The following is a 15,480-nucleotide window of genomic DNA, read 5'->3' on the forward strand; positions in this document are numbered from 1 at the left end:
CCGGGAGAAACGGGAAAGGGCGGGGCGGGGAGAAAACCCTCCGCGGACAACTACCGCTGCCACGACCGCCACAACGCCGCATACGCCCCACCCGCCGCCACCAGCTCCTCATGCGAGCCCAGCTCACTGATCCGGCCGTCCTCCGCGACAGCGATCACATCCGCGTCGTGCGCCGTGTGCAACCGATGCGCGATCGCGACGACCGTCCGCCCCGCCAGCACCTTCGCCAGCGAACTCTCCAGATGCCGCGCCGCCCGCGGATCGAGCAGCGACGTCGCCTCGTCGAGAACGAGCGTGTGCGGGTCCGCCAGGACCAGCCGCGCCAGGGCGACCTGCTGGGCCCGGGCCGGCGTGAGGGCGAGCCCGCCGGAGCCCACCGCCGTGGCGAGGCCGTCGGGGAGCCCCCGCGCCCACCCCTCCGCGTCCACCGCCCCGAGCGCGGACCACAGCTCCTCGTCCGACGCCTCGGGCCGGGCCAGCAGCAGGTTGTCACGGAGCGAGCCGACGAAGACGTGGTGCTCCTGGTTGACCAGGGCGACATGCCGCCGCACCCGCTCCGTCGGCATCCGGGACAGCTCCGCCCCGCCGAGCGTCACCGACCCCGCCCGGGGCGCGTAGATCCCGGCGAGCAGCCGGCCCAGCGTGGACTTGCCGGCCCCGGACGGGCCGACGAGGGCCAGCCGCGTCCCCGGCGGGACGTCGAGGGAGACGCCGTGCAGGACGTCCGCGTGGGAGCCGTAGCCGAAGCGGACGTCGTCCGCCCGGACGTCCCGGCCCGAGGGCCGGACCCGCTCGTCCCCCGCGTCGGGCTCGATCTCGCGCACCCCCACCAGCCGCCCCAGCGACACCTGGGCGACCTGGAGCTCGTCGTACCAGCGCAGGACGATCCCCACCGGCTCGGTCAGCATCTGCGCGTACAGCGCCCCGGCCGTCAGCTGGCCCACCGACATCCAGCCGCGCAGGACGAAGAAACCGCCGAGGAGCAGCACGGAGCCGATCACCAGCATGTGGGTCAGGTTGATCACGGGGTAGAAGACGGTGCGCAGCCAGAGGGTGTACCGCTCCCAGCTCGTCCACTCCTTGATCCGGCGGTCGGAGAGGGCGACCCGGCGCGCGCCCAGCCGGTGGGCCTCGACGGTGCGGCCCGCGTCCACCGTCTCGGCGAGCACGGCGGAGACCGCGGCGTACCCGGCGGCCTCGGAGCGGTAGGCGCGCGGGGCGCGCGGGAAGTACCAGCGGCAGCCCCAGACCAGCAGCGGCAGCGCGACCAGGACGGACAGCGCCAGCGGCGGGGCCGTCGCCGTCAGGGCGCCGAGCAGCAGCACGCCCCACACGACGCCGATGGCCAGCTCGGGGACGGCCTCGCGCATGGCCTCGGCCAGCCGGTCGACGTCGGTGGTGACCCGGGAGAGCAGGTCGCCGGTGCCGGCCCGCTCCAGGACGCCCGGCGGCAGCCGGACCGAGCGGACGAGGAAGTCCTCCCGCAGATCGGCGAGCATCTCCTCGCCGAGCATCGCGCCGCGCACCCGCACGATCCGGGTGAAGAGCGTCTGCACCGCGAGCGCCACCGCGAACAGCGAGACGGCCCGGCCCAGTTGGACGTCGTCACCCGCCGCGAGGTCCTCGACGAGCCCGCCCAGCAGATGCGGGCCGGCCATCGACGCGATGACGGCCACCGCGTTGACGCCCACCAGCAGGGCGAGCGCGCGGCGGTGCCGGCGCAGCAGCTCCCGCACGCAGCGGCGGACCGTGGCGGGCCCGCCGACGGGCAGGGTCGTGGCCGACTCCGGGGCGGCCGGGTCGACGGACGGGGGCGGTACGCCGATCACGCGGGCTCTCCGATCCATGGTTCGGGCGTGGTCTCGCGGGTGACCACCGCCCGGTACTCCGGTGTGGTGCGCAGCAGTTCGTCGTGCCGCCCCGTCGCCACCGCCCTGCCCTCGCGGACCAGGACCACCCGGTCCGCGCGGTCGAGCAGCAGCGGGCTGGAGGTGAACACGACCGTCGTCCGGCCCGCGCGCAGCTCGCGCAGCCCGTCGGCGATCCGCGCCTCGGTGTGCGCGTCCACCGCGGAGGTCGGCTCGTCGAGGACGAGGACCTCGGGATCCGTGATCAACGAGCGGGCCAGCGCCAGGCGCTGGCGCTGGCCGCCCGACAGCGAACGGCCCCGCTCGGTGACGTGCGCCCGCATCGGACCCGCCGACGGGTCGGCCGAGGAGCGCCGCAGGGAGTCGAGCACGTCCCCGCACTGGGCGGCCGCCAGGGCCGCCTCCGCCGTCACCCGGCCCGAGGACGGCACGTCCAGCAGCTCCTCGAGCGTGCCGGCCAGCAGCACCGGGTCCTTGTCCTGCACCAACACCGCCGCGCGGGCCGCCGCCAACGGCACCTCGTCCAGCGGGACCCCGCCCAGCCGGGCCGACGGCACGCCCGCCGTGCCCTGCGGGGCGTGCCCGCCGAGCCGGTCGGCCAGCCTCCCGGCCGCGTCCGGATCGCCGCACACCACGGCCGTCAACTGCCCCTGCGGCGCCTCCAGTCCGGTCCCGGGGTCGTACAGGCCACCGGTCAGGACGGGCACCGGATCGCCGGGGACGGGATCACCGGGGACGGACTCACCAGGCGCCGGATCCCCGGGGGCGGGATCACCCGGGACGGGACCGCCGTCGTCCGTGCGCCGCAGGGCCAGCAGCCGGGCCGCGCGCCGCGCCGACGGGCCCGCGAAGGACCAGGCCATCGCGATCTCCTCGACCTGCCGCAGCGGATACAGCAGGAAGGTGACCACGCCGTAGACGGTCACCAACTCACCCACCCCGACCCGTCCTTCGCGCACCAGGCCGACCCCGAACCAGACGACCGCGATCATCAGCAGCCCCGGCAGCGCCACCTGCACCGCGGCGATCAGCGACCACATCCGGGCGCTGCGCACCGCCGCCGTCCGCACCTCCTGCGAGGCGCGCCGGTAGCGCGCGAGGAACAGTTCCTCGCCGCCGATGCCGCGCAGCACCCTGAGGCCCGCGACGGTGTCGGCGGCCAGCTCGGTGGCGTACCCGGCCTTCTCCCGCTGCTCGTCGGCCCGCCGGGTCGCGCGCGGCAGCAACGGCATGACGGCCAGGGCCAGGACGGGCAGGCCGGCCGCGACGACCAGGCCGAGGGACGGTTCGTAGACGACGAGGGCGACGCAGACGGCCACCGAGGCGAGCGCCGCGGACAGGAAGCGGGACTCGGCCTCCACGAACCAGCCGATCCGCTCGACGTCCCCCGCGCTCACGGCGACGACCTCGCCCGCCGCGACCCGCCGCGTCAGCGTGGCCCCCAACGCGGCCGTCCGGCGGGCCAGAAGCTGCTGCACCCGGGCCGCGGCGGTGATCCAGTTGCCGACGGCCGCCCGGTGCAGCATCGTGTCGCCCAGCGCGGTCAGCAGGGCGAGGACGAGGATCAGCCCGCCCGCCGCCGCCAGCCGGGCACCCGAGCGGTCCACCACCGCCTGCACGGTGGTGCCCACCGCGAGCGGGAGCGCGGCCACGGCGGCCATGTGGAGCGTGCCCCAGGCCAGGGCCTTGACCTGCCCGCCCAGTTGGCGGCGGGAGAGCCAGAGGAGGAAACGGGGGCCCGAACGGACGTCGGGCGTGCCGGGGTCGGGATAGGGGAGGTCGCGGATTCGCATGGCGTCCCAGGGGGAGGGGGAGCGGGCGGAGATGATCCAGCCTGACGGGTCGGCACCGCGGCGTTCAACCGGTTTTTCCCGCAGGGGCTTTGCGCAAGGAGGCCAAAGGGGTACTGGTGCGCCGCCGTTCGACACGCTTCACTCCGACCCCATGAGACGACTGTTGCTCGCCCTGTGCGCCGCGGTCACCGCCCTCGCGCTGGGCGCGGTTCCCGCGAACGCGGCCGGTCCGCCCGCCGAGTTCGGCGACGACTGGCACGACCCGGTCACCGCCGGACCCCCGGTGGCCACGCCCGGCACCTCTTCCTGCCACGTCACCGTGGCGGAGACCGAGTTCCGCGACTACACGCCCTACAAGGGCTCCTACGCGCCCCCCGAGGGCTGCGGAAAGCGCTGGAGCAAGGTGGTGCTGCGCCTCGACGGCTCCGTGGCCGGGCGGCAGTACGACCGCCTGGGCTACCTGCGCGTCGGAGGCGTCGAGGTCCTGCGCACCTCGACCCCCGAACCCTCGCCCCGCGGCATCTCCTGGCACGTCGAGAAGGACGTCACCCGCTACGCCGCCACCCTGCGCACCGCGCAGCCGGTCGAGATGCTCATCGGCAACACCGTGAACGAGACCTACACCGGTGTCATCAAGGTCAAGGCGACCCTGACCTTCTACGCCGCCGAGGGACGGACGAGGCCGGCCGCCGCCCCCGACCGCGTCCTCACCCTGGACGGCGCGCACGAGGCGGGCACGGCGTACGAGGGCGCGCTGACCGTGCCGCGCAACAGCGAGCGGATCGTGGCCGAGGTCTACGCGACCGGATCGGGCGGCGGCTGCGAGGAGTTCTGGTACCTCGCGGTCCCCGAGGCCGCGCCGTACTCCTGCAAGGCCGCCGCCGGACCGCAGCGCGAGGTGCGGATCGCCGTGGACGGGAAGCTCGCCGGGATCGCCGCGCCGCATCCGACGATATGGACCGGCGGCTGGTCGAACCCCTTCCTCTGGTACGTGATACCGGGCCCGCGCGCCTTCGACGTCAAGCCCGTCGCATACGATCTGACGCCGTTCGCCGGGCAGTTGGACGACGGGCGGCCGCACCGGATCACGGTGTCCGTCGCCGGCGTCCCCGAGGGGCGGAGCGGGTGGAGCACCCCCGTCAACGTCCTGGTCTGGCAGGACCACGGCGCGTCCCGGGTCACCGGCGCCCTCACCGCGCACGAGGAGGGCACGCCCGGCGGCACCACCGCCTACCGGCCGGGCGGCGAGCACCGCGTCACCTCCGACGCCCACCACTCCCTGACGGTCTCCGGCTACCTGGACACCTCGCACGGCCGCGTCGCCACCACCGTCGCCCGCCGGGTCGGCGCCTCGTCCACGCACCGCTGGACCGGAGGCGAGGACACCGACGCGCTCGACGCCCGCTGGACCGACGACGAGAGCGTCACCGTGCGCGGCCGCGGACCCGCCACCACGCACCGCGTCCACCGCGCCTACACCCTCGACGGCGCGATCACCGGCGCCGCCGGACCCCGGCTGCGGACGGTCCTGACGACCGGCGACCGCGCCGACGCCGTCACCCTGCGGGGCGGCGAACGGACCGGCTGGTCGCTGCTGGACGACCGCTGGAGCGGCGAGGCCGCCTACCAGCAGAACGTGCCGCGCGACCAGCGGCACGCCACCGGCGTCTCCCGCGAGCGCTACCGGCTCCTCGGCCCCGGCGCCTGCTGGGACCGGACGCTGGCCACGGCGCAGGGGGAGCTGACGGAGGACCGCTCGCGCTGCTGAACCTCCGGGCCCCAGGCCCTCAGTGGCGGTGCGGGGCGGAGCCCTGCATGAGCTCGCCCAGCAGACCGCCGAGCATCTCGCGCTGCTCGGCGGTCAGCGGCGAGAGGATCTCCTCGACCGCCGCGCGCCGCGCCTCGCGCAGGGCCCGCAGGATCTCCCGGCCGCGGTCGGTCAGTTCGATCCGGATCACCCGGCGGTTGGCCGGGTCGGGGACGCGGCGCACCGCGCCGTTCGCCTCCAGCGCGTCGACCAGGGTGGTGACCGCCCGGGGGACGACCTCCAGCCGCTCGGCCAGGTCGGCCATGCGCGGCGGGGCCTCGCAGTGCGCGACGCTGCGCAGCAGCCGGGACTGGGCGGGCGTGATGCCGACCGGGTCCAGGTAACGCTTCTGCGCCCGGTTGAGCCTGCGGGTGAGCCGCAGGAGCTGCTCGGCGAGCTGGCCGGACGTGTCGGGGACGGTCATCGGCACAGGCTATCAGGACTCCGTGCATTGTGAGTATAGGTAACAGTGAGCTATGCTCTGCTGCGGTGGCCGGACCGCCGTCCGGCCGCCCCGCTCCGCCCTGCCGTCCCCGCACCCCCGCCTCCGTCCGCCCCGGGCGGCGGAGCCGACCGCGCCGAAGGAGCCCATGCGTCCCGACCTGCGTCCCGAAGAACCGGAGTGGACCCCGCCGCCCGCCGACCCCGAACGCCCGGCCCAAGTCCGCCGCATCCTGGGGCTCTTCCGCCCCTACCGCGGCCGGCTCGCCGTCGTCGGCCTGCTCGTCGCCGCCTCGTCCCTGGTCACGGTCGCCTCGCCGTTCCTGCTGCGCGAGGTCCTCGACGTCGCCCTCCCGGAGCGCCGCACCGGACTGCTGACCCTGCTCGCCCTCGGCATGATCGCCGCCGCCGTGGTCAACAGCGTCTTCGGCGTGCTCCAGACGCTGATCTCCACCACCGTCGGCCAGCGCGTGATGCACGACCTGCGGACCGCCGTCTACGCCCGGCTCCAGAGCATGCCGCTCGCCTTCTTCACCCGCACCCGCACCGGCGAGGTCCAGTCCCGCATCGCCAACGACATCGGCGGCATGCAGGCCACCGTCACCTCCACCGCCACCTCACTGGTCTCCAACCTCACCAGCGTCGTCGCCACGGTCGTCGCCATGCTCGCCCTCGACTGGCGGCTCACCGCGGTCTCGCTGCTCCTGCTGCCGCTGTTCGTCTGGGTCAGCCACCGGGTGGGCCGCGAGCGGAAGAAGATCACCTCGCAGCGGCAGAAGCAGATGGCGGCCATGGCCACGATGGTCACCGAGTCGCTCTCCGTCAGCGGCATCGTGCTCGGCCGCACCATGGGCCGCGCCGACTCGCTCACCGCCGCCTTCGCCGGGGAGTCCGAGCGGCTGGTCGGGCTGGAGGTGCGGGCCAGCATGGCCGGGCGCTGGCGGATGTCCACCATCGGCGTCGTCATGGCCGCCATGCCCGCCCTCCTCTACTGGGCCGCCGGCATCGCCCTGAAGACCGGCGGCCCGGAGATCTCCCTCGGCACCCTGGTCGCCTTCGTCTCCCTCCAGCAGGGCCTGCTGCGGCCCACGGTCTCCCTGCTGTCCACCGGCGTCCAGGTGCAGACCTCGCTCGCCCTCTTCCAGCGCATCTTCGAATACCTCGACCTGTCCGTCGACATCGCCGAACCCGAGCGCCCCGTCCGCCTGGAGAAGATCCGCGGCGACGTCCGCTTCGAGAACGTCACCTTCGCCTACGACGCCGACCGCACCACCCTCGACGGCATCGACCTCGACATCCCCGCCGGCACCAGCCTCGCCGTCGTCGGCGCCACCGGCTCCGGCAAGAGCACGCTGGCCCACCTCGTCCCCCGGCTCTACGACGTCACCGGCGGCCGCGTCCTCATCGACGGCACCGACGTCCGCGACCTCTCCTTCGACACCCTCTCCCGCGCCGTCGGCATCGTCTCCCAGGAGACCTACCTCTTCCACGCCTCCGTCGCCGACAACCTGCGCTTCGCCAAGCCGGACGCGACGGACGAGGAGATCCGCGCGGCGGCCGAGGCCGCCCAGATCCACGACCACATCGCCGCCCTGCCCGACGGCTACGACACCGTGGTCGGCGAGCGGGGGCACCGCTTCTCCGGGGGCGAGAAACAGCGGCTGGCCCTCGCGCGGACCATTCTGCGCGACCCGCCGGTCCTCGTCCTCGACGAGGCGACGTCCGCGCTGGACACGCGCACCGAGCAGGCCGTGCAGCGGGCGATCGACGCGCTCTCCGCCGGGCGGACGACGATCACGATCGCTCATCGGCTCTCCACCGTGCGGGGGGCCGACCAGATCGTCGTGCTCGACGGGGGCCGGGTCGCCGAGCGGGGCCGGCACGCGGAGCTGCTGGCGGCGGAGGGGCGGTATGCGGCGCTGGTGCGGCGGGATGCGAGGCCGACGGTGCCGGTGTGAGGGGGTGCCCCCTGGGGGAGGGGCTGGGGCACCCCCCATCACTCACAGCGCAGCCAGATCCACCGCCCCCGCCATCACCCGGAACCCCGCATCATTGGGATGCTTGCGATCGCCCGAGTCGAAGGCAGCCGCAAGCACCTCCGGATCGTCCGGCGAACCCAGCACCGCCGCGAAATCCGCAACCGAGTCGTACTCACCCGCCCCCCGGATCCACGCGTTCAGCGCAGAACGCTTCGCCTCCGCCCGCGCGTTGTGATACTCCGACCCCTTGAAGGGGGTGATCGTCCCCCCGATCACCCGGACCCCCCGCGCCCGGGCGCGCCGGACGAGCTCCCGGTGGCCGGCGGTCAACTCCTCGACGGACACCGGGGCGTCCGGCTTGTACGTCGGAAGGTCGACCTCGCTGAAACCGATGTCGTTGAGACCCAGGTGCACGATCACGGCCCGCACCCCCGGCCGGTCCAGCACATCGCGCTCGAAGCGCGCGAGCGCCGCCTCGCCGAACCAGAGCGAGTCGTTGAGCAGCAGGTTCCCTCCGATGCCCGCGTTGACCACCGCCAACGGCCACCCGGCGGCGGTCAGTCGCGCGGCGAGGGCGTCGGGGTAGCGGCGGTCGGCGTTCGGGGTGGAGCCGAAGCCGTCGGTGATGGAGTCACCGAACGCCACCACGGCCTCCGCGCCGGCGCCCGCGCCGGCCACCTCGACGTCCGAGAGGACGTACCAGGACCGGGTGGACTCCCCGAAGGACTCCCCGCCCGCCTCCCGCGTGCGGTCGCCCGCGGCGCGGTAACTGTCCGTCCACGCCTGCGCGTGGAAGGTCACGGGCCCGGTCGGGCGGGCGAAGTACAGCGTCACCGCCACCCGGCCGGACGGCGCGGTCCGCAGCTCCACCGGGTCGCTCCACACCTCCCCGCCCGCCGCCACCCGCACGGTGGCCGCGCCGCCGAAGGTCAACTCCCGTACCGTTCCCGGCCGCACGGCCGCGCCCTCCGAGGCGAGCGCGACGGACGCCGCGGCGACCGCCAGCGGCGCGTCGCCGTAGCGGTTCGACAGCCGGACGCGGGCCGACGTGCCGCCGCCCGTCAGCCGGACGACCTGCCGCACGCTCTGCCGGTCGAAGCCGGTCTCCGACCAGTTCTCCCCGAAGTTGGCACCCGGCCGCTGCACCGCCGCCGACCACCCCGCCGACCAGCCGGTAGATGCCCCGGCCCGGTCCGTCTCCGCCGTCTCCGCCATCTGAACGGTCATGCTGCTGCGCCCCTTTCGGACGATCGTTCCTGCCGAACGGGAACCAGCCTGCCGCCCGGCCGCAGCGCCACCCAGACACCGGGGCTTCGTACCACTGCCAAGGTCACCCAGCGGCGTCGGCGACGAGGACGACGTCGAGCAGCCGGGGCCCGTGGACGCCCTCGACGCGGTCGAGTTCGATGTCGCTGGTGGCCGACGGGCCCGAGACCCACGTCAACGGGCGCAGCGGGTCGAGGCGTTCGAGCGCCTGCGGCACCGAGTCCACGATCTGGTCCGCGGTGCGCACCACGCAGATGTGGTGGTCGGGCACCAGGGTGACGCGCCGGCGTCCCTGCCCCGGGCCCCCGTCGAGCACGAGGGTGCCGGTCTCCGCGATCGCCAGCGCGCACCCGGTGACGACGGCGTCCACCGCGTCCAGGTCGTACGGCGTCAGCGCGGGCGAGTCCGGCACCCGCTCCACCGGCGCCCCGGCCAGCCACTCCTCGGGCGGCCCGGCCGGCACCACGACCCGCCGTGCGCCCCGCTCCGCCAGCAGGTCCCGCAGCAGCCGCGGCAGTCCGTCGGCGCCGCAGCGGTGCACCCGGGCCCGGTAGTCCGCCAGGTGCGCGGCGAGGAGCGCGGCCGACTCGGCGGGGGAGCGGCGCCCGTGGACCCGCAGGTAGTCGCGGGCGACGGGGTGGTCGCGCGGCCGCTCGTGCGCCGGTACGTCCGCCAGCGCCCGCCGCACCCGCGCCAGGATCCGCGCCCTGCTCGCCCCGCCGTCCGTCCCTTTCACGACGACGCACCTCCTCGCGTCCGCGCCCACCAGTCCCGGAACGACTCCTCGGGGACCTCGGGCAGGTCCCGGCTGTCCGTCCACGCCCGGCCCGGTCCCGGCAGCCGCCGCGGGCGCAGGCGGCGCAGCCGCGCCGCGAGCCGCTGCCCGCTCCGCAGCGCCCCGGGGTGCTGCAGAGTCAGGCCAGCGGCCGCCATCAGACCGCGCTCCAGGGCGTGCCGGCGGGCCGGCCGGACGACGGCCCGGACGCCCCGGACGGTGGCCTCGCCGCCCTCGGCCACCCGTTCCCGCAGGTGGAGGAGGACTTCGGGGATGTCGATGGCGACCGGGCAGACCTCGTAGCAGGCGCCGCACAGGGACGACGCGAACGGCAGCGACTCCTCCAGCGCGGAGGCGGTGCCGCGCAGTTGGGGGGTGAGGACGGCGCCGATGGGGCCGGGGTAGGGGGAGCCGTAGGCGTGGCCGCCGGCCCGCTCGTAGACCGGGCAGACGTTGAGGCAGGCGGAGCACCGGATGCAGCGCAGCACCTGCCGGCCGACCGCGTCGGCGAGCGTGTCGGTGCGGCCGTTGTCGAGCAGCACCAGGTGGAAGGCGCGCGGTCCGTCGCCGTCCGTCGTGCCCGTCCACATGGACGTGTAGGGGTTCATGCGCTCGGCGGTCGAGGAGCGGGGCAGGAGCTGGAGGTAGACCTCCAGGTCCCGCCAGGTGGGCACCACCTTCTCGATGCCGACGACGGAGATCAGCGTCTCGGGCAGCGTGAGGCACATGCGGCCGTTGCCCTCGGACTCGACGACGACCAGGGTGCCGGTCTCGGCGACCATGAAGTTGGCGCCGGACACCGCGACCCGCGCCCGCAGGAACTTCTCGCGCAGGTGCAGGCGCGCCGCCTCGGCGAGGTCGGCGGGCCGGTCGGTCAGCCCCGCGGGCGCCGGGCGGCCCCAGTCGGCCATGCGGTCGCGGAAGATCCCGCGGATCTCGGAGCGGCCGCGGTGGATCGCGGGGACGAGGAGGTGCGAGGGCAGGTCGTCGCCGAGCTGGACGATGAGCTCGGCGAGGTCGGTCTCGTAGGCGCGGACGCCGGCCTCGGCGAGGGCGGCGTTGAGGCCGGTCTCCTGGGTGGTCATGGACTTGACCTTGAGGACCTCCCGTTCGCCGGTCTCCCGGACCAGGGCGGTGACGATCCGGTTGGCCTCGTCGGCGTCGGCGGCCCAGTGCACCGTACCGCCCGCCGCGGTGACGCGCTCCTCCAGCCGTACGAGGTGGTGGTCGAGGTGGCGCAGGGTGCGGTCCTTGACGGCCGCGGCGGCGGCGCGCAGTTGGCGCCAGTCGTCGAGTTCGGCGACGGCGGCGCCGCGCTTGGCTCGGATGGTGCGGGTGGCGTGCCGGAGGGTGGCGCGCAGCCGGGCGTCGCGGGTGGAGACGGCGGCGGCGTCCGGGAAGGCGGGCATGCCGAGGGGGACGGGGCCGCTCATCGCGCGTCTCCTTCCGTGGCGGCCAGGATCTCGGCGAGGTGCACCGGGCGGACGGGCGAGCCCTGCCGGGTGAGGACGCCGCCGATGTGCATGAGGCAGGAGTTGTCGACCGCGCACAGGGCGCGGGCGCCGGTGGCGGTGACGGCGCGGGCCTTGTCCCGGCCCATCGCGGCCGAGACGGCGGGGTTCTTGACGGCGAACGTGCCGCCGAAGCCGCAGCACTCCTCGGCCCCCGGCAGCTCGCGCAGCTCCAGCCCCTTGACGTGTTCCAGCAGCCGGCGGGGCCGGTCGCCCAGGCCCAGCGTGCGCAGTCCGTGGCAGGTGGGGTGGTAGGTGACGGTGTGGGGGTAGTGGGCGCCGACGTCCGTCACGCCCAGCACGTCGACCAGATACTCCGTCAGCTCGTAGGTGCGGGAGGCCACTTCGGCGACGGCCGCGGTCAGTCCGTCGTCGCCGGACCGGGCGGCGACGCGCGGGTGCTGCTCGCGCACCATGGCGGCGCAGGAGCCCGACGGCGTGACGACGTGGTCGTAACCGCGGAACGCGGCGGCGTGCCGCCGCACCAGCGGCTCGGCGCGGCGCCGGTACCCGGAGTTGAGGAACGGCTGACCGCAACAGGTCTGGGCCATGGGGAAGTCGACGCGGACGCCGAGGCGTTCGAGGAGGGTGACGACGGCGCGTCCGGTGCGGGGATAGAGGGTGTCGTTGACGCAGGTGATGTGAAGGGCCACGCGGGGAGGTCGTTGCACCATGGGTGCATGCTACGAGGGCCCTTCGCCGGGGGAGGGGTGACCGGGACCCCCTCAGGCCCCGGCCGGGCCCGGTGCCGCTCCGGCCAGGGCCGGTTCGGGGCGGGGCCGCCCGGTCGCGGGGCGGGCCGGGAGCGGCGGCCGCCGGAGGGCGCGCACCGCCTCGCGTCCCGCGCGGTTGGCGCCGATGGTGCTCGCCGACGGTCCGTAGCCGACGAGGTGGACGCGGGGGTCGCGGACCGCCCGCGTGCCCTCGACGCGGATGCCGCCGCCGGGTTCGCGCAGCCGCAGTGGTGCGAGGTGGTCGAGGGCGGCGCGGAAGCCGGTGGCCCACAGGACCGTGTCGGCGGCCGTCTCCGTGCCGTCGGCCCAGGCGACGCCGGTGGGCGTGAGGCGGTCGAACATCGGCAGCCGGCGCAGGACGCCCGCCTCCTCGGCGCGGCGCATCGCCTCCGTCATCGGCAGCCCCGTCACCGACACCACGCTCTGCGGCGGCAGCCCGTGCCGGACGCGCTCCTCGACGAGCGCCACCGCCTCCCGGCCGCGCTCCTCGTCGAAGGGGCCCTCGCGGAAGACCGGCGGCCGGCGGGTGACCCAGGTCGTCGCGGTCGCCACCTCGGCGATCTCCAGGAGGTGCTGCACGGCGGAGGTGCCGCCGCCGACGACCACGACCCGCCGCCCGGCGAACTCCTCCGGGCCCGCGTACTGCGCGGTGTGCAACTGGCGGCCGCGGAAGAGCTCCTGGCCGGGGTAGCGGGGCCAGAAGGGCCGGTCCCAGGTGCCGGTGGCGTTGACCAGGGCCCGGGCGAGCCACACGCCGTCCGAGGTCTCGACGCGCAGCCGCCCGTCGCCCGCCTCGCGCACCGCGCGCACCGCGACGGGCCGCCGTACGCGCAGGCCGAAGGCGTCCTCGTAGGCCGCGAAGTAGCCGCCGATCACCTCGGACGAGGGCCGGTCGTCGTCGGCGCCGGTCAGCGGCATGCCGGGCAGCGCGTGCATGCCGTGGACCCGGCCGTAGGTGAGCGTCGGCCAGCGGTGCCGCCAGGCCCCGCCGGGGCCGGGCGCGCGGTCGAGGACGACGAAGTCCCGCTCCGGCTCGTAACCGTCGCGCCGCAGGTGGTAGGCGGTGGACAGACCCGCCTGCCCGGCGCCCGCGACCACGACGTCCACCTCGTGCACCACCGGCATGTCGTTCATGGTTCTGCCAACCGGACGGGGAGGCGGACTCTTCCCGCGGCGGACCGGCGATGATGGTGACATGAGCGACAGCTTCCGTACCCACGTGCTCGACATCACGACCGGCACCTCGGAGACCGTGTACGACCTCACCCGGCACTGCGAGGCGTTCCTGAAGGAGGCGGCGGGCGGCCGCGACGGGCTGCTCAACGTCTTCGTCCCGCACGCGACGGCGGGGGTGGCGGTGCTGGAGACCGGGGCCGGCAGCGACGACGACCTGCTCGCGGCCCTGCACGACCTGCTCCCGGCGGACGACCGCTGGCGCCACCGGCACGGCAGTCCGGGCCACGGGCGCGACCACGTCCTGCCGGCCCTCGTCCCGCCGCACGCCACCCTGCCGGTCGTCGGCGGCCGGCTGGAGCTGGGGACCTGGCAGTCGGTGTGCCTGGTCGACACGAACAAGGACAATCCGCACCGGCGGGTGCGGCTGAGCTTCCTCGGCTGACCGGGACGGCGCCCGGGCCCGACGGCCCGGGCGCCGGGACGTCAGTCCTGCTGGGCGAAGCTCGGCAGCTGCCGCAGCTTGACCTTCGGGCTGTTCGTGTTGAACGACCAGTCGAGCATCTTCACCGCGTCCGGGTAGCGCTTGGCCGGGTCGTTGAGGATGACGCCCACGACGGTGCGCTTGCCGCGCTGGGCGGCGAAGACCAGGCACGGGCCGGCGGCCGTGCCGGTGCCGGTCTTGATGCCGATGGCGCCCTTGTACGACCCCAGCAGCCGGTTGGTGTTGTACCAGGTGTACAGCCGGTTGACGTTCGTCGCCTTCTGGCGGGTGCTGCTCGCCTTGACGACCGTGGCGAACGTGCTGTTGCCCAGGGCGTGGCGGGCCAGCTTGGCGATGTCGCGCGGCGTGGAGACGTTCCCGCCGGACTGCGATATGCCGTCGAACGAGTCGTACCTGGTGTTCTTCATGCCCAGCGCCTTGGCCTTGGCGTTCATCTGGGCGATGAACGACTTGGTGCGCTGGGCCTCGGTCTTGCCGGTGCCGAAGTTGTCGGCGAGCGCGTAGGCCGCGTCGCAGCCGGAGGGCAGCATCATGCCGTACAGCAGCTGACGGACCGTCAGCTTGTCGCCCACCTTCAGGTCGGCGGTGCTGCCGCCCTCACGGGCGACGTAGTCGCGGTACGACTTCTTGACCGTGATCTGCTTGTCGAGATTGACGCGCTTGGTGTCCAGCACCACGGTCGCCGTCATGATCTTGGTGGTGCTGGCCATCTGCCGCTTGGTGTCGGCGTCCTTGGCCCACAGCTGGCGGTTGGGCCCGTTGTCGAGCAGGAAGGCGCCCTTGGCCGCGATCCCCGTCGGGCCGGTGGCCGCCTCGGCGGTCGTCGCGGGCAGCGCGACGGCGAGGGCGGCGGTCGACGCGGTCAGTCCGGCTCCCCACCGGAAGGCCCGTCTTCCCCCAATGTTCACCATATGCATCTCAATCCTCGGGTTTGTCCCGGTTCACTGGAAACCGGGTCGAACCCCCTGATCCTCCCACCCCGTTGTGCCCCTCCCGCACCCCGGGGTGTCAGACGCCCGCTCCCGCACCGCCGTTCGCCGCTCGGTCCGCCAACTCCCCGCGCGGGTGAGCCCGTTCAGGTCCGGCGCTCCGCCGCGCGCCCCACCGCGTCCACCAGCGGCACCATCCGGTAGGGCACCCGCTCGCGCAGGACCATCTCCGTACGGGTGCGCACCACGCCCGTCAGCCGCACCAGGCGCTGGATCACGTCCTCCAGGTGCGCGGCGTCCCGCGCCGCGACGCGGGCCAGGAGATCCCCGCCGCCGGTGACGGAGAACGCCTCGATGATCTCGGGCACCTCGGCCAGCCCGTCCGCGACCGGGTCCAGGTGCCCCTGGGTCACCTCGATGTGGACGAACGCCAGCACCGGATGCCCGAGCGCGGCGGGGGAGAGGCGCGGGCCGGTCCCGGTGATCACCCCGGTGCGCTCCAGCCGGTCCAGCCGCGCCTGCAGCGTGCCCCGGGCGATGCCGAGCAGGCGCGCGTACTCGCGTGCGCTGGTGCGCGGCCGCTCCAGCAGCAGCCGCAGGATCTTCGCGTCCAGGGCGTCCACGGCCATGGGCCAACGGCTCCCTCGGGGTCGGGTGCGGGGCGCGGTCACTGTACCAATGGCCCAGCCGGAGCGGAGA

General features: G+C 74.7%; 13 protein-coding genes. 3 read left to right on the forward strand and 10 right to left on the reverse strand.

The annotated features are described in order from the left end of the window. Nucleotides 1-50 precede the first annotated feature (50 nt). Nucleotides 51-1,829 carry an ABC transporter ATP-binding protein gene (locus AC230_RS04265; RefSeq protein ID WP_049714548.1) on the reverse strand — a complete coding sequence of 593 codons (1,779 nt, stop codon included), beginning with the start codon at nt 1,827-1,829 and terminating at the stop codon, nt 51-53. After that, nucleotides 1,826-3,661, reverse strand: a complete 1,836-nt coding sequence (locus AC230_RS04270) for an ABC transporter transmembrane domain-containing protein (RefSeq protein WP_049714549.1) — start codon at nt 3,659-3,661, stop codon at nt 1,826-1,828. The genes AC230_RS04265 and AC230_RS04270 overlap by 4 nt, the downstream gene beginning before the upstream one ends. Before the next feature lie 151 nt (nt 3,662-3,812). Between AC230_RS04270 and AC230_RS04275 the strand changes: the two genes are divergently transcribed. Next, nucleotides 3,813-5,429: a peptide-N4-asparagine amidase gene (locus tag AC230_RS04275; protein ID WP_049714550.1), complete on the forward strand. Its 1,617-nt coding sequence runs from the start codon at nt 3,813-3,815 to the stop codon at nt 5,427-5,429. Nucleotides 5,430-5,448: 19 nt separating this feature from the next. Here AC230_RS04275 and AC230_RS04280 read toward each other — a convergent pair whose 3' ends face one another. After that, nucleotides 5,449-5,892, reverse strand: coding sequence for a MarR family winged helix-turn-helix transcriptional regulator (locus AC230_RS04280; protein WP_049714551.1), 444 nt, complete (start codon nt 5,890-5,892; stop codon nt 5,449-5,451). A 178-nt stretch (nt 5,893-6,070) separates the two neighbouring features. Between AC230_RS04280 and AC230_RS04285 the strand changes: the two genes are divergently transcribed. Further along, complete coding sequence (locus tag AC230_RS04285; protein WP_049715012.1) at nt 6,071-7,867, forward strand: ABC transporter ATP-binding protein; 1,797 nt, start codon at nt 6,071-6,073, stop codon at nt 7,865-7,867. A 42-nt stretch (nt 7,868-7,909) separates the two neighbouring features. On the opposite strand, the gene AC230_RS04290 is transcribed toward AC230_RS04285, so the two are convergent. The 5 genes from AC230_RS04290 to AC230_RS04310 form a co-directional block, all read right to left on the reverse strand. Further along, nucleotides 7,910-9,115: an SGNH/GDSL hydrolase family protein gene (locus AC230_RS04290; protein ID WP_049714552.1), complete on the reverse strand. Its 1,206-nt coding sequence runs from the start codon at nt 9,113-9,115 to the stop codon at nt 7,910-7,912. A gap of 103 nt (nt 9,116-9,218) precedes the next feature. Beyond that, entirely contained in the window at nt 9,219-9,890 is a 672-nt protein-coding gene (locus AC230_RS04295; protein ID WP_241833065.1) for a LutC/YkgG family protein, read from the reverse strand. Further along, nucleotides 9,887-11,362, reverse strand: a complete 1,476-nt coding sequence (locus AC230_RS04300; RefSeq protein WP_049714554.1) for a lactate utilization protein B — start codon at nt 11,360-11,362, stop codon at nt 9,887-9,889. The genes AC230_RS04295 and AC230_RS04300 overlap by 4 nt, the downstream gene beginning before the upstream one ends. Continuing rightward, a complete protein-coding gene (locus tag AC230_RS04305; protein WP_049714555.1) occupies nt 11,359-12,114 on the reverse strand; it encodes a (Fe-S)-binding protein in 756 nt (251 codons plus the stop codon). The genes AC230_RS04300 and AC230_RS04305 overlap by 4 nt, the downstream gene beginning before the upstream one ends. A gap of 51 nt (nt 12,115-12,165) precedes the next feature. Beyond that, the gene (locus AC230_RS04310; protein WP_107082044.1) at nt 12,166-13,308 is read right to left on the reverse strand and encodes an FAD-dependent oxidoreductase; all 1,143 of its coding nucleotides are present in this window, start codon (nt 13,306-13,308) and stop codon (nt 12,166-12,168) included. A 61-nt stretch (nt 13,309-13,369) separates the two neighbouring features. Here AC230_RS04310 and AC230_RS04315 point away from each other — a divergent pair, with 61 nt between their 5' ends. Continuing rightward, a complete protein-coding gene (locus AC230_RS04315) occupies nt 13,370-13,792 on the forward strand; it encodes a secondary thiamine-phosphate synthase enzyme YjbQ (RefSeq protein WP_049714556.1) in 423 nt (140 codons plus the stop codon). 41 nt (nt 13,793-13,833) lie between these two features. On the opposite strand, the gene AC230_RS04320 is transcribed toward AC230_RS04315, so the two are convergent. Together AC230_RS04320 and AC230_RS04325 are read right to left on the reverse strand one after the other, a co-directional pair. Next, nucleotides 13,834-14,763 (reverse strand): D-alanyl-D-alanine carboxypeptidase family protein, encoded by a 930-nt coding sequence (locus tag AC230_RS04320; protein ID WP_107082045.1) that lies wholly within the window; start codon nt 14,761-14,763, stop codon nt 13,834-13,836. Between the two features lie 164 nt (nt 14,764-14,927). Continuing rightward, entirely contained in the window at nt 14,928-15,410 is a 483-nt protein-coding gene (locus AC230_RS04325; RefSeq protein ID WP_049714558.1) for an Lrp/AsnC family transcriptional regulator, read from the reverse strand. Between the last annotated feature and the right edge of the window lie 70 nt (nt 15,411-15,480).

This window comes from Streptomyces caatingaensis (assembly GCF_001187435.1).
In the GTDB taxonomy this organism is placed as follows: Bacteria; Actinomycetota; Actinomycetes; order Streptomycetales; family Streptomycetaceae; genus Streptomyces; species Streptomyces caatingaensis.

Coding starts and splice junctions, on each gene's coding strand:
- AC230_RS04305 (WP_049714555.1), bottom strand. CDS start 12,114: ATGGTGCAACGACCTCCCCGCGTGGCCCTTCACATCACCTGCGTCAAC.
- AC230_RS04325 (WP_049714558.1), bottom strand. CDS start 15,410: ATGGCCGTGGACGCCCTGGACGCGAAGATCCTGCGGCTGCTGCTGGAG.
- AC230_RS04290 (WP_049714552.1), bottom strand. CDS start 9,115: ATGACCGTTCAGATGGCGGAGACGGCGGAGACGGACCGGGCCGGGGCA.
- AC230_RS04320 (WP_107082045.1), bottom strand. CDS start 14,763: ATGGTGAACATTGGGGGAAGACGGGCCTTCCGGTGGGGAGCCGGACTG.
- AC230_RS04280 (WP_049714551.1), bottom strand. CDS start 5,892: ATGACCGTCCCCGACACGTCCGGCCAGCTCGCCGAGCAGCTCCTGCGG.
- AC230_RS04300 (WP_049714554.1), bottom strand. CDS start 11,362: ATGAGCGGCCCCGTCCCCCTCGGCATGCCCGCCTTCCCGGACGCCGCC.
- AC230_RS04315 (WP_049714556.1), top strand. CDS start 13,370: ATGAGCGACAGCTTCCGTACCCACGTGCTCGACATCACGACCGGCACC.
- AC230_RS04275 (WP_049714550.1), top strand. CDS start 3,813: ATGAGACGACTGTTGCTCGCCCTGTGCGCCGCGGTCACCGCCCTCGCG.
- AC230_RS04270 (WP_049714549.1), bottom strand. CDS start 3,661: ATGCGAATCCGCGACCTCCCCTATCCCGACCCCGGCACGCCCGACGTC.
- AC230_RS04310 (WP_107082044.1), bottom strand. CDS start 13,308: ATGAACGACATGCCGGTGGTGCACGAGGTGGACGTCGTGGTCGCGGGC.